Here is a 12,709-nt window from a genome sequence, read left to right as displayed (position 1 = left end):
GGTTCCTTACTTCGCGGCGTTGGCGAGTTCGGCAGCCTTGTCGGCGCCCTCGTCCATAGAGGCGGCTAGCGTCACGAGGGGGTGGTTCGCTTCAGCAAGAATCGCGCGACCCTCCTCGACCTTGTTGCCGTCGAGACGAACAACGAGAGGCTTGTTGGCGGAGTCACCGAGCTCGGCGAGCGCACCCACGATTCCGTGAGCAACAGCGTCACACGCGGTGATTCCACCGAAGACGTTGACGAACACGCTCTTGACCTGAGGGTCGTTGAGAATGACGTCGAGGCCGGCGGCCATGACAGCAGCGGATGCTCCGCCACCGATGTCGAGGAAGTTGGCGGGCTTCACGTTGCCGTGGTTTTCGCCAGCGTAGGCAACAACATCCAGCGTCGACATGACGAGGCCGGCACCGTTACCGATGACACCCACTTCACCGTCGAGCTTGACGTAGTTGAGGCCGTTGGCCTTAGCCTTCGCCTCGAGGGGGTCAGCAGCGTCGGCATCTTCGAGCTCGGCGTGCGAGGGGTGACGGAAGTCTGCGTTCTCGTCGATCGAGACCTTGCCGTCGAGGGCAACAATGTCGCCGTCTTCGGTGATCACGAGAGGGTTGACCTCAACGAGAGTGGCGTCTTCGCCCTTGTACACGTCGTAGAGCTTGACGAAGACAGGGGCAACCTTTTCGACGAGCTCTGCGGAGAATCCGGCAGCGGTCGCGATTTCGGTGGCCTTGGCGAGGTCGATACCCGTGAGCGGGTTGACCTCGATCTTGGCGAGAGCTTCGGGGCGCTCAACAGCAAGCACCTCGATTTCCACCCCACCTTCAACGCTGCACAGCGAAAGGTAGGAGCGGTTTGCTCGGTCGAGCAGCACGGAGAAGTAGAACTCCTGCGCGATGCGAGCACCGGCAGCAATCATTACTCGCTTGACCGTGTGGCCGTTGATGTCGAGACCAAGAATCTGCTCGGCTGCGGCGTAGGCGTCGTCGGCGTTGTGAACAACCTTGACTCCACCTGCTTTGCCGCGACCGCCGGTCTTGACCTGAGCCTTGACAACGACAGTTCCACCGATTTTCTCGGCTGCTGCTTTGGCTTCTTCTGGGGTGTCGGCAATCAGGCCGGCAAGTACTGGTACGCCATACGACTCAAATACGTCCCTGGCTTGGTACTCATATAGATCCACGCTGCTCATTCCAATCCGCGCGTAATGGTGAGTGGGGAAGGCGGCGAATCGGTGCCAAATTGGTCGGCTCCATGAGTCGCGCGCCAATAGAAAACCTTACCGTGCCTAACGTTGTGCGTTTTCCGATAGCGGGCTGTACAGGGCGAAAGATCAGCAAATCTTGTGTTTGCACACTCCTAAACTGGCTTCATGCCCGCATCCGCCCCTCTCAGAATTGCGGATGTCTCTGCCGACGTCGCTCTGCTGGCTGGCGGCGGGGCGGCCATCCTGTTGCAAATCGCGCACCCCGCTGTGGGGCAGGCGGTCGCCGAGCACAGCGACTTTGCGCGGCGCCCCTTGGATCGCCTCAACGGGACCCTCACCTATCTCTACGTCACCGTGTATGGCACCCCGGCCGAGGCTGCCGAGGTCGCCCGGCGCGTGGGCGCGGCTCACCGCCCGGTGCGGGCAGACAGTTATGACGCCCGTGATCCGCAGCTGCAGTTGTGGGTCGCCGCTACTTTGTACGACACCGCGATGCGGGTGCGTGAGCTGGTCTTCGGGCCGCTGCGCGACGGAGATGCCGAGAGCTTGCTCGCTGACTACGCCGTGATCGCGACCGCGCTCGGCGTTCCGCACGCGCTGTGGCCCGCCGACCGCGCGGCTTTCGCCGCGTACTGGACCGAGAGCGTGGCTTCGTTGCGCGTCACGGACGCGAGCCTCGGAGTTGCCCAGCAGCTGCTACATCCGACCGGCGGACCCTGGTGGTTGCGCGCCTCGATGCCGCTCGTGCGGGTGCTGACCGCTGGGCTCCTGAGCGCTGAACTGCGCGAGGCGTATGCGCTCCCCCATCACCCGAGACGCTTCACCCGGATCATGCGGGTCACGCGGGCGGTGTACCCGCGCCTGCCGCGGTGGGTGCGCTTCGCGGTGCAGCGGAGGTATCTGGCGTCATTCCGGCGATCGCTCGCGAGCGGTGGCTGACCGGCGCCGCGTCACGATCACCCGCCACTCCCGCCCGCTACCATCAGCGTGTGGCCACTATTGACGACGAGCGCGACGAGACCGTACTGCCGGTCGACTTCGCGAGCGAGCACGGCCACGCGCTTCCCGTCGAGGTGCTCGACTACACGGCGCTCGTGGAGCGAATGGGCCCGAGCTATTTCGAACGAGCGCAGCGGCCCTCGTTTGACCTCATGATCGTCATCCGCGGCGGCAGCGGTTCCCACACCGTCGACTTTCAGACGGTCGCCCTGCATCCCGGTCGCGTGCTGTTCGTGCGGGCTGGCCAAGTTCAGCAGTGGCACATCCAGAACGATCTCAGCGCCAGTGTGGTCGTAGCATCGCCCGCTGCCTCACAAGCCGCGGCGTGGCTCCCCGGCGATCCCACTCACGCCGACCTCGGCGAGAACTCGCTCGTCACCGCCCTCGACCTTGTCGCCGCAATCGAGCGAGAACAGCAGCGATTCACAGCCGACGAGCACTCCGTCACCCTGCTCACCGCGTTGTTCGCCGCCCTCGTCGCGCTCTATCAACGAGCGAGCAGCGAGCCCGGCCGCGGCGCCCTCCCGCACGCCTACCTCGCCTTCCGCGCCGCCCTCGAACGTGACCTCACCCTCAGCCGCAACGTTCGCGACTACGTCACGGGCCTCGGGTATTCCGAGCGCACCGTGAGCCGCGCCTGCCAAACCGTCACGGGCCTCACCGCCAAAGCGCTGCTGGATGAGCGGCTCATGCTCGAGGCGAAACGATTGCTGGCGCACACCGACGGCACGGTGGCATCCATCTCCACGGCGCTCGGCTTCAGCGAACCCACCAACTTCACAAAGTTCTTTGAGCGCGTGATCGGCACGTCGCCCGCAGAGTTCCGGCGCGGCCTTGTCCACTTTGCACCATAAGCAGTCGTGGTCGCACCTGTGCTCGCGTCTCGCTGCACGGGAGGCTTGAAGCACGCAATAGCGCACCCTCACCTCGCCGCTAGGAGCACTCCATGGGACAACGACTCGACAACGTCACGGGCCTCTATCTTGAAGGTATCCGCGACGGCAACTACGTCGACGCGATCAACAACTATGCGGGCCAGCGCTACACGCAGCACTCCACGCCCGTGCGCGACGGCCGCGAAGGTTTCATCGAATTCTTCGAAGACTTCACGACCCGCAATCCCCTCCGCGACATCGAGATCGTTCGCGGCTTCGAAGATGGACACTTCGTCTTCATCCAGGCCCGCCAGAAGCTCAACAACGGCGAATTCACCTATGTGACCGCCGACATTTTCGACACCGACGACGATGCCAAGCTCATCGAGCACTGGGACATGATCGCCGAAGTCGAGCCCACGAGCGTGAGCGGGCGCACACCGTTTGATGGCCCGACCGAGGTCACGGATCTCGACAAGACCGAGGTCAACAAACGGCTCGTCTTCGAATACGTGACGAAGGTTCTCATCGAGGGCGACCGCACGCTCGCCGCGTCGTTTGTGCACCCCGATCTCGCCCAGCACGACTCACGCATTGGCGACGGCCGCGATGCTTACTTTGCGTTTGTCGACGCACACGCAGTTCGTTACCACCAGATTCACAATCTCATCGGGTCGGGAAACTTCGTTGCCGTTCTCGCGGCCGCCGACAAAGACGGAATTGCGCAAGCCCTCATCGACCTCTACCGCGTCGAGAACGGCCTCATCGTCGAGCACTGGGTGGTCTCCGAGGAGATCACCGACCCGAGCACCTGGGTGAACTCCGGCAAGTTCTAACGAGGCTGCTGCTGCGGCATCCGCCTCAGCTGAAGCGCCCTAAACGAGTTCGAACTCGATCGTTCCGGTCGCAATTTCGGCAGAAACGAGTCGAACCCGCACCGTGTCCCCGGCCGAAACAGTGCCGGAGATGCGGGCGGTGATCACCGGATCAGCGATCTGGATGACGCCACCATCGCCGCGCTCCGACACCACCGTGGCCTCGAACTCGTCGCCCACGCGCGGCCGCAACAGTGCCGCTTCGATCACGTCAACCGACGAGCGATCGAACTGCGACGCGAGCTGACTCGTGCGCCCCATGATCTTCGGCAATTGCGGGAGAGCTTCGCGAACCCACTTCGGAACATCCCGGCCAGCAACGATCGCTTCACACGCCACGAGCACGAAGCGGTCGACGAGGCGGCGCAGCGGTGCTGTCGCATGAGCGTAGGGCGCTGCAACGGCAGCCTGGATGGTGTCTTCGGGCAGCTCGCCGTCGAACGGCGTGTAGCCCGCTCCGCGGAAGAGTGAAGTGGCGGCGTGGGTCGCCGCGAGGGCGCGAGGGTCGGAGTGGTCGAGAGCACGCAGGTACTCGCCATAGTTCTGGTTCTCGGGCCACGGGCATCCGAGGCTCGCCACCTGACGGCGGAACTGTTGGAGCGTTTCGTCATCCGGCGCGGGCATCGTGCGCAGAATGCCGACTTTGCCTTCGAGCATGATGCGCGCAGCTTCCATGCCGGTCATGAGCGAGACGTGGGCGTTGTAGTCCTCGATCGGCAGCGACGCGCGACGCTCGATCACGTACTGGCCATCGACTACGGCGACTTCTTCGTCAGGCCGGTTCAGGCTCGCGCCCCCGCGCTGACGTTCGAGCTCGGTACGCAGGCGCCCAAACTCGGGCAGCAACGAGAGTGATTCGTCCGCGCGGTCATTGTCGAGCAACTCTTGCACTTCGACATAGTTGAACTGGCGACGGTTTCGCACTTGGGCGCGCACGAGAGTTGTCGTGATGACCTCGCCCGCGGCATCCAAGTCAAAGGTCCACACAAAAGCGGGTCGCGTCGCACCGGCGAGGAGCGAGGCGGCGTCTTCGCTGATGATGGTCGGATGCAGCGGCACCCGTTCGTCGGGACCGTACAAGGTTTGGCCACGCTTGCGGGCTTCAGCATCCACGGCTGAGCCGGGAAGCACGAAGGCGGGCACTTCTGCGATGGCGTACATCACGCGCAGTGTTTCGCCGGTGCGTTCGAGGTAGAGCGCCTGGTCGAGATCGGTTGCGCCCTCGGGGTCGATTGTCACGAAAGGGATGGCTGTGAGGTCGAGTTCCGGCGGCTCGAATGCTGCCACCGCGGCGTTGGCTGCTTCCTCGACTTCAGCGCTGAACTCGGTGGGAAGCTTTAGCTCGACCCGCACTGCTGCGAGCGCCTGAGCCAACTCGTCGTCGGTGTCAAGTGGCCGAACGCGCGGCACCACGAGCCGGGGTTCCCAGTGGCGCGGCGTGCCCGACTGCGGTGTTCCTTCGGAATCAAAGTTTCTCAATGGGAGCAATCTTGATCAGCAGGCGCTTGCGCCCGGAGGTGTCGAATTGAACGTCAGCGATGCTCTTAGGGCCAGCGCCCGTGACTTGGTTCACGGTTCCGTCACCAAAGTCAGTGTGGCGGATGCGGTCGCCCGCCGCCAGAGTGAGGTCACCGTTGTCGCGCACGGTTGCGGTGATGGGGCTGGCCCATTCCGTCTTGGCCCGCGGCGGTGCCGGAGGCAGACCACCGGATGCCGCTTGCCGCAGCGAGCCGGCCCACGAGCCGCCGCCACTGTTGCCGTCGCGGCGAGCGTTGAGCGCACGGGACTGGGTTCCGCCGCGCGAGTTCGCCATTCCGGGTGATTGCTTCCACTCGATGAGTTCGGTGGGAATCTCTTGCAAATAGCGGCTCGGCATCGCGACGTTGACTTCGCCGAACTGGGCGCGGGTCATGGCCAGCGAGAGAAAGAGTCTTTTGCGAGCGCGCGTGATGCCGACATAGAACAGTCGACGTTCTTCGGCGGGACCGCCCGGCTCGTTGGCCGACATGCGGTGCGGCAGCAGATCTTCTTCGACTCCGGTGAGGAACACCGAATCGTATTCGAGGCCCTTCGCGGTGTGCAGCGTCATGAGCGAGACGGTTCCGCTGGAGTCATCCAGATCATCGGCCGCCGCCACGAGAGACACCTCGGTGAGGAAGTCGAGCAGTGTGCCGTCGGGGTTGTTCTTGCCAAACTCCTTCGTCACCGCCACGAGCTCGTCCACGTTCTCGGCGCGAGCTTCATCTTGCGGGTCTTGCGAGGCGCGCAGCGCCGTCAGATACCCCGAGCGTTCCAGCAACTCAGTCAAAATGTCGGCGGGCTTGGATGTCTCCACCTTCGCCATCACTTCATCGAGCACCTCAGCCAGACCAACGATCGCTTTCGTGACCTTGGGGCCGAGGCCGAGTTCGGAGGCGTTGCGCATCGCATCGCGCAGGGTCATCCCCCGGTCATCCGCCCACGCCTGCAGCGCAGCTTCCGTCGCCGGACCAATGCCGCGTTTCGGAGTGTTCATGATGCGGCGCAGGGCCAACGGATCCGCCGGGTTAGCAACCGCGATCAGGTAGCCGAAGGCGTCCTTGATTTCTGCGCGCTCGTAGAACTTGGTGCCGCCGAGCACGCGGTACGGCAACGCTGCGCGAATGAAAATTTCTTCCAGCGCACGAGTCTGCGAGTTGGTGCGATAGAAAACCGCGACGTCTTTGTATGCGACGCCCTGATCGTGCAGCTTCTGAATCTCGTCGGCCACAAACTGCGCTTCGTCGTGGCCCGAGTAACCGGTGAAGCCCATGATCTTGTCGCCAGCCCCCACGGTCGTGAAGAGCTTCTTGTCTTTGCGGTCGAAGTTGTGGGAGATGACCGCGTTGGCCGCATCCAGAATCGTCTGGGTCGAGCGGTAGTTCTGCTCGAGCAGAATCACGGTCGAGTTCGGGAAGTCACGCTCGAACTCCACAATGTTGCGGATGTCGGCCCCGCGGAACGCATAAATCGACTGGTCGCTGTCACCGACCACGGTCAGCGACGCGGCATCCGCCTCGCTGCTGGAGCCGGCAATGAGCACGCCAGGCGAGGTCTCGAACTGCTCAGGAGCCGGCGGCCGCGTCAGCTCGCGGATGAGCGAATACTGCGCGTGGTTAGTGTCTTGGTACTCATCGACGAGGATGTGCTTGAAGCGACGCTGGTAGGTGGCTGCGATCTGCGGGAACGCCCGGAACAGGTACACGGTCTGCCCGATGAGGTCGTCGAAGTCGAAAGCGTTGGCGTCGCTGAGACCGCGAGTGTAGCGACGGAATACTTCGAGGAATTTCTTCTCTGTCGGGTCACTCATGTTGGCATCCCGTGCGAAACCGTCGACGTCGGTTAGCTCATTCTTGAGCTGCGAAATACGGTTCGCGGCCTTGCTGACCGTGAGGCCGAACATGTCGGCGTCGAGCTCTTTAAGAATCCGCTTGAGCAACGCCTTGCTGTCGGCGGAGTCATAGATCGTGAAGTTCTTGGAGAATCCGAAGGCTTCAGCTTCGCGGCGCAAAATGCGCACGCAGGCGGAGTGGAACGTGGAGATCCACATGCCCTCAGCAGTGTTGCCGACAATGGCACCCACGCGCTCCCGCATTTCGGCGGCAGCCTTGTTGGTGAAGGTGATGGCGAGAATCTGGCTCGGCCAGGCTTCTCCCGAACGCAACAGCCCGGCAATGCGACGCGTCAGAACGCTCGTCTTACCCGAGCCAGCGCCCGCCACAATCAGCAGCGAAGGCCCGCGGTATTCAACAGCCTCGCGTTGACGCGGATTTAGCCCGTCGAGCAGAGGGTCGCTAATGGAATCCCCGTCGTCAGAACGGCCAGGGTCGTGAGGGTCAAGAGCAGTCGTCATGGCCCCTTGACTCTACCCGCGCGCGCTGACGGCGAGGTCGGGTTGGTCCGCGAAGACGCCATCGAGACCGGAATCGATGAGCATCCGAAACTCCGCACGCCAATCTCCGTGCTGCTCGGGCTGCGTGCTCGAACGCAAGTTCTTCGGCAAGAAGCGGTTCTCAGCCCGCAGAGTCCAGCAGAAGACGAGCAGTCCGACCGCATGGGCGCGGTCGACGAGGTCGTTAGTGCCGGTGAGATTACCAGCGAGGTCTTTCACCATCAGCATCTTCTTATCGACACTGATTCCGTCGACTTCGCGTGCCAACTGTGCAAGGCCATCAGCGGTGAGATGGTCGGCGTAGCTCCGCGCTTTCGTACCAAAGCGGGCAATCAAATCTGACGGCGCCCCACTCGACTCGAGCAAGAACACGAGCTGGCCCGGAACCCCACACTCCCGGATGCGGTGCAGCACGCTCTGCTCGAATGATTCGATGATGAGATTGTCGGCCGTCGCCCACCCACTCACGTCGCGGGCGAAAAGCTCGTCAAGCGGCAGCCCGATCGACGCGAAGTAGCTCGCATGCTTGATCTCGGCGACGATCTTCAGCGGGCGACGCGCAGCCTCCGGATGCTGGTCCACGATCTCGAGCAGGTCGCTCAATCGCAGAATGGGCGAAACATCGTTGTGGGCGGTGCTCGCCTGCCGCACCTCGGGCAAGCGTTCACGAGCGTGCAGCGTGCTGAGTTCCTCCCACGTGAAGTCTTCGGTAAACCAGCCCGTCATCGCGGTGCCGTCGATCGTCTTTGACGTGCGCCGGTCAGCAAACTCGGGATGCTCCGCCACGTCCGTCGTGCCCGAAATCTCGTTCTCGTGACGCAACACCAGCACGCCATCGCGGGTCGCCACGATGTCGGGTTCGACAGCATCCGCCCCCAGGGTGAAAGCGAGTTCGTAGGCGGATCGAGTGTGTTCTGGGCGGTATCCGCTTGCCCCGCGGTGCCCGATCACAAGCGGGCGAATGGTGGTGCTCATTGGGTCAAGAATATGCGTTACGCGACCAACCACTAATATTTAGTTATGCCCGAATGTTCGTCATGCGCTGCAGCAGTGCAACCGGAGTGGAAATTCTGCATTTATTGCGGAGAACCCACGTCTGCTGATGCTGCCCGCCCGGCGCCGCTGGCAGCAAAACGAACGAGTCCTTTGGCTATTCTCGCGCTCATTTTGGCCGCGATTGGCGGGCCTCCCGCACTGATTTTTGGCCACTTGGCGCTTCGGCAGATCAAAGAGACGGGCGAACGCGGCAAAGCCATGGCAATCATTGCCACGGCGCTGGGTTATGTGTGGTTAGTCGTGTGGGCAATTCTGTTGTACTCGCTGCTCACCAATGGTCGCTAAGCCGCCAACACGCACGCGGTTCCGGGAGCCAACCCGGCGCCTTCCCCTGCGGTGGGGCAACTACGCCGACCGCTACTACACGGGGTTGGTGCTCATCATCGCGGGCGCCATGCACCTGCAGGGAGCCAACAACTACACGCTCATCATCTTGCTCATCGGCACCACATCGACGGTCGTCGGGTACTCGATCATGCCCGCCAAAGGGTGGCGACGGATGATCGTGGCCCTGCCAGCGGTCACCCAAATCTGGCTCATGCTCACGGGCCCGATGTCGATGTGGACCCTCGTGATCCCGCTGCTGTGCTGGCTCATCGTGCGACACCGACCGCTCATCTCGTATCTCGCGCTTGCCCTCCCGATTGCCAACGGCATCATCCTTCCGCAGTTCTATCAGGAATACTCGCAAATGCCTCAGGCACTCGCCATTTCTTTCGTCGTGCTCGTGGCGGCAGCATGGCTTGCTCGGCTGATCGCTGTCAGCGCAGCCGCCCGACGCTAAAACGCGGCATTTCTCAGCGAACTCCGGTAGTTTTGGGGGTGCGTCACAAACGTGTGACACCACACCAACCAGAGGAATCATGGCACTCAATAACCCCGCTTTCTCCCGCGATGCTGCATTCAGCTCGCGCGGCGGAATCGCCGTCGCGAACCAGGTCTCCAACCAGCAGCTCAACGACATGTACAACCAGGAGTCGGCTCCCGCCTCCGGTGATGTCATGACCGTTGAAGACACCATTGCCAAGACTGTAGGGGCCTTCGCGCTTCTTGTCGTCGGCGCTGGCCTCAGCTGGATGCTCGTTCCCGCATTTCCCCTTCTGTGGATCGGTGCAGGCCTCATCGGCTTCGTGCTGGCCCTCGTCAACATCTTCAAGAAGCAGCCATCCGGCGCTCTTGTTCTGACCTACGCGGCCTTCGAAGGTCTCTTCGTCGGCGGCATCTCGCGCGTATTCGAAAACGCCTATGGCGGAGTCGTCTCGCAGGCTGTTATCGCCACCGTCGTTGTCGTGGGCGTCACGCTCGCGCTCTTCGCGAGTGGCAAGATCCGCGCGTCGAAGAAGGCCACCAAGGTCTTCATGATCGCGATGATCGGTTACGTTGTCTTCTCGCTCGTGAACTTCGTCATGATGATCACCGGCGCTACCGACAACGCATTCGGTCTTCGCAGCGCGGAGATCTTCGGCATCCCCTTCGGCCTCATCTTGGGCGTGCTCGTCGTTATCATGGCCGCGTACTCCCTCGTGCTCGACTTTGACTTCATCCAGCGAGGTGCCAACAATCGCGCACCCCGCGCGTTCGGCTGGAAGGGTGCCTTCGGCATCATGGTCACCGTCATCTGGCTCTATCTCGAACTGCTGCGCATGTTCGCTCTCACCCGCGACTAGTAGCACCACTCAGCAACGACAAAGCCCCCGTCACTTCGGCAGTAGCCGAGTGACGGGGGCTTTGTCGTTAAAGCGCTATTCCCACTCGATAGTTCCCGGCGGCTTCGACGTGACGTCGAGCACAACGCGGTTGACCCCGTCCACCTCGTTGGTGATGCGGTTAGAAATCTTGGCGAGCACGTCGTACGGCAGGCGCGTCCAGTCGGCGGTCATCGCGTCTTCCGACGAGACGGGGCGCAACACGATCGGGTGACCGTAAGTGCGACCATCGCCCTGCACGCCGACCGAGCGCACGTCAGCAAGAAGCACGACGGGGCACTGCCAGATCGTGTCATCCAGACCAGCGGCGGTCAGCTCGGCGCGAGCAATCGCGTCAGCCTTGCGCAGCAACTCGAGACGATCGTGCGTGACCTCACCAATGATGCGGATGCCGAGGCCGGGGCCAGGGAACGGCTGGCGGCCCACAATGACCTCCGGCAAGCCCAGCTCGCGACCGATCGCGCGCACCTCATCTTTGAACAGGGTGCGCAGCGGTTCGACAAGCTCGAACTGCAAGTCTTCGGGGAGTCCGCCGACGTTGTGGTGGCTCTTGATATTGGCGGTGCCGGTTCCTCCGCCACTTTCGACGACATCCGGGTAGAGCGTTCCCTGCACGAGGAACTTGACGGTGTCTTCGCTGCCCTTCGTTTCAAGCACGAGGGCTTCTGCTGCGTTTTCAAAGCTGCGGATGAACTCGCGGCCGATGATCTTGCGTTTTGTTTCGGGGTCAGTGACTCCGGCGAGAGCATCCATGAACTGGTCAACGGCATCAACGGTGACGAGACGCACACCGGTCGAGGCAACGTAATCTTCTTCAACCTGGCGGCGCTCATCCTGACGCAGCAGACCGTGGTCAACAAAGATACAGACGAGTTGATCGCCGACAGCTTCGTGCACGATCGCGGCGGCAACAGCGGAATCGACGCCACCAGAGAGACCACAAATAACCTTGGCCGAGCCAACTTGCTCGCGAATGCGCGCAACCTGCTCAGCAATAACGTTGCCGCTGTTCCAGTCGGCGGGGATGCCCGCAGCATCGTGCAAGAAGTTCTCAAGCAAGTCTTGACCGTGAGTCGAGTGCTTGACCTCGGGGTGCCACTGCACTCCATACAGGCCGCGCTCAACGCTGGAGAATGCGGCGACCGGAGTCGCCTCGCTGCTCGCCAACACGGCAAAGCCTTCTGGCGCTTCGGTCACAGCATCGCCGTGGCTCATCCAGACGGTCTGCTCCGACGGCTGGTCGCCCAAGAGGTTTCCGCCACCGCCCTGAACAGTCATGTCGGTAGCGCCGTATTCGCGCAGCCCCGTCTTGGCAACGGTGCCGCCGAGCTGACGGGCCATCACCTGGAAGCCGTAGCAAATACCAAAAACGGGAACACCGAGCTTGAGGATGCCGGGGTCGAGGTCGGGCGAGCCAGGCTCGTAGACGCTCGACGGGCCACCACTCAGCACGATGCCAGCCGGGTTCTTAGCGGCGATCTCCGCTGCGGTGATGGTGTGAGGAACAATCTCGCTGTAAACGTTCGCCTCACGCACGCGACGTGCGATCAGTTGCGCGTATTGGGCGCCGAAGTCGACGACAAGAACGGGGCGTGCATTCGTGTCAGCGGATGTGGCCGTGGAGTCGGTCATGCAGTTGCCTTTGCGGAGTCAGTGCCGGCCGCTTTCGCAGCAGCAGCGGATTCAAGTTGTGCGATCTTCGCCTCAACGAGGCGCGGTACCTGACGTTCGAGGAAGAACGACAGAAAAGGGATGACACCGCCGAGGGCGATGTAGAGGAAGCGCAAGAACGAGTAGCGCGTGAGGCGCCACAGGATGAAGTCTGCGGCAACGTAAAAGACGTAGAGCCAGCCGTGGACGATGAGGATAATCGTCGACACGTTGATGCCCTGCACGAGAATCTTGGGCGTCAACGTGAGGAAGCCCGCGGGGCCGTTCAGCTCGATGTCGCCGCCCAGTCCGTAGCGGAAGATCATCATGAGGCACAGCACAAGCAGGAAGGTTCCGGTGACGATCGACGACACCTTGTAGAACGAAAGCGTGCGACGAATGCTGGGAATATCTGAAAGCCGGGGACCGAGAGCCATG

The 12,709-nt window shown here is 62.5% G+C and carries 12 protein-coding genes; 6 read left to right on the top strand and 6 right to left on the bottom strand.

Translation table 11 applies throughout. The features are described 5' to 3' along the window. Positions 1-6 precede the first annotated feature (6 nt). The gene (gene sucC / locus I6E60_RS04135; protein WP_129073528.1) at positions 7-1,176 is read right to left on the bottom strand and encodes an ADP-forming succinate--CoA ligase subunit beta; all 1,170 of its coding nucleotides are present in this window, start codon (positions 1,174-1,176) and stop codon (positions 7-9) included. Positions 1,177-1,365: 189 nt separating this feature from the next. On the opposite strand from sucC, the gene I6E60_RS04130 reads away from it, so the two are divergent. The 3 genes from I6E60_RS04130 to I6E60_RS04120 all read left to right on the top strand — a co-directional run bounded on the left by I6E60_RS04130 (position 1,366) and on the right by I6E60_RS04120 (position 3,910). Further along, complete coding sequence (locus tag I6E60_RS04130; protein WP_197178991.1) at positions 1,366-2,139, top strand: oxygenase MpaB family protein; 774 nt, start codon at positions 1,366-1,368, stop codon at positions 2,137-2,139. 50 nt (positions 2,140-2,189) lie between these two features. Beyond that, on the top strand, positions 2,190-3,053 hold the full coding sequence (locus I6E60_RS04125) for a helix-turn-helix transcriptional regulator (protein WP_307841777.1): 864 nt from the start codon (positions 2,190-2,192) through the stop codon (positions 3,051-3,053). 92 nt (positions 3,054-3,145) lie between these two features. Continuing rightward, entirely contained in the window at positions 3,146-3,910 is a 765-nt protein-coding gene (locus tag I6E60_RS04120) for a nuclear transport factor 2 family protein (RefSeq protein WP_197178989.1), read from the top strand. A 39-nt stretch (positions 3,911-3,949) separates the two neighbouring features. Here I6E60_RS04120 and I6E60_RS04115 read toward each other — a convergent pair whose 3' ends face one another. Genes I6E60_RS04115 through I6E60_RS04105 form a run of 3 tightly spaced genes read right to left on the bottom strand, consistent with a single transcriptional unit; the run spans position 3,950 to position 8,834 of the window. After that, positions 3,950-5,362: an RNB domain-containing ribonuclease gene (locus I6E60_RS04115; protein ID WP_197180021.1), complete on the bottom strand. Its 1,413-nt coding sequence runs from the start codon at positions 5,360-5,362 to the stop codon at positions 3,950-3,952. Positions 5,363-5,414: 52 nt separating this feature from the next. Next, positions 5,415-7,820 carry an ATP-dependent helicase gene (locus I6E60_RS04110; protein WP_197106394.1) on the bottom strand — a complete coding sequence of 802 codons (2,406 nt, stop codon included), beginning with the start codon at positions 7,818-7,820 and terminating at the stop codon, positions 5,415-5,417. Between the two features lie 12 nt (positions 7,821-7,832). Next, positions 7,833-8,834, bottom strand: coding sequence for a glycerophosphodiester phosphodiesterase family protein (locus I6E60_RS04105; protein ID WP_197123209.1), 1,002 nt, complete (start codon positions 8,832-8,834; stop codon positions 7,833-7,835). Between the two features lie 171 nt (positions 8,835-9,005). Between I6E60_RS04105 and I6E60_RS04100 the strand changes: the two genes are divergently transcribed. The 3 genes from I6E60_RS04100 (at position 9,006) to I6E60_RS04090 (ending at position 10,582) form a co-directional block, all read left to right on the top strand. Continuing rightward, the gene (locus I6E60_RS04100) at positions 9,006-9,200 is read left to right on the top strand and encodes a DUF4190 domain-containing protein (RefSeq protein ID WP_197123207.1); all 195 of its coding nucleotides are present in this window, start codon (positions 9,006-9,008) and stop codon (positions 9,198-9,200) included. Next, a complete protein-coding gene (locus I6E60_RS04095; protein ID WP_197123205.1) occupies positions 9,190-9,699 on the top strand; it encodes a hypothetical protein in 510 nt (169 codons plus the stop codon). The genes I6E60_RS04100 and I6E60_RS04095 overlap by 11 nt, the downstream gene beginning before the upstream one ends. A gap of 79 nt (positions 9,700-9,778) precedes the next feature. Next, positions 9,779-10,582, top strand: a complete 804-nt coding sequence (locus tag I6E60_RS04090) for a Bax inhibitor-1/YccA family protein (protein WP_197178987.1) — start codon at positions 9,779-9,781, stop codon at positions 10,580-10,582. 75 nt (positions 10,583-10,657) lie between these two features. On the opposite strand, the gene guaA is transcribed toward I6E60_RS04090, so the two are convergent. Together guaA and I6E60_RS04080 are read right to left on the bottom strand one after the other, a co-directional pair. Continuing rightward, positions 10,658-12,253, bottom strand: coding sequence for a glutamine-hydrolyzing GMP synthase (guaA, locus tag I6E60_RS04085; protein WP_197106399.1), 1,596 nt, complete (start codon positions 12,251-12,253; stop codon positions 10,658-10,660). Continuing rightward, positions 12,250-12,708, bottom strand: a complete 459-nt coding sequence (locus tag I6E60_RS04080) for a DUF3817 domain-containing protein (RefSeq protein ID WP_197123201.1) — start codon at positions 12,706-12,708, stop codon at positions 12,250-12,252. The genes guaA and I6E60_RS04080 overlap by 4 nt, the downstream gene beginning before the upstream one ends. Position 12,709 lies beyond the last annotated feature (1 nt).

This window comes from Salinibacterium sp. SWN167 (assembly GCF_015864665.1).
Taxonomy (GTDB): Bacteria; Actinomycetota; Actinomycetes; order Actinomycetales; family Microbacteriaceae; genus Rhodoglobus.
The sequence above is the reverse complement of the archived record's forward strand: the minus strand, read 5'-3'. Positions and strand labels throughout refer to the sequence as shown.

Excerpts from the sequence above, each read along its gene's own strand:
- I6E60_RS04090 (WP_197178987.1), top strand. The coding sequence starts at position 9,779 with ATGGCACTCAATAACCCCGCTTTCTCCCGCGATGCTGCATTCAGCTCG.
- I6E60_RS04095 (WP_197123205.1), top strand. The coding sequence starts at position 9,190 with ATGGTCGCTAAGCCGCCAACACGCACGCGGTTCCGGGAGCCAACCCGG.
- I6E60_RS04120 (WP_197178989.1), top strand. The coding sequence starts at position 3,146 with ATGGGACAACGACTCGACAACGTCACGGGCCTCTATCTTGAAGGTATC.
- I6E60_RS04110 (WP_197106394.1), bottom strand. The coding sequence starts at position 7,820 with ATGACGACTGCTCTTGACCCTCACGACCCTGGCCGTTCTGACGACGGG.
- guaA (WP_197106399.1), bottom strand. The coding sequence starts at position 12,253 with ATGACCGACTCCACGGCCACATCCGCTGACACGAATGCACGCCCCGTT.
- I6E60_RS04080 (WP_197123201.1), bottom strand. The coding sequence starts at position 12,708 with ATGGCTCTCGGTCCCCGGCTTTCAGATATTCCCAGCATTCGTCGCACG.
- I6E60_RS04105 (WP_197123209.1), bottom strand. The coding sequence starts at position 8,834 with ATGAGCACCACCATTCGCCCGCTTGTGATCGGGCACCGCGGGGCAAGC.
- I6E60_RS04130 (WP_197178991.1), top strand. The coding sequence starts at position 1,366 with ATGCCCGCATCCGCCCCTCTCAGAATTGCGGATGTCTCTGCCGACGTC.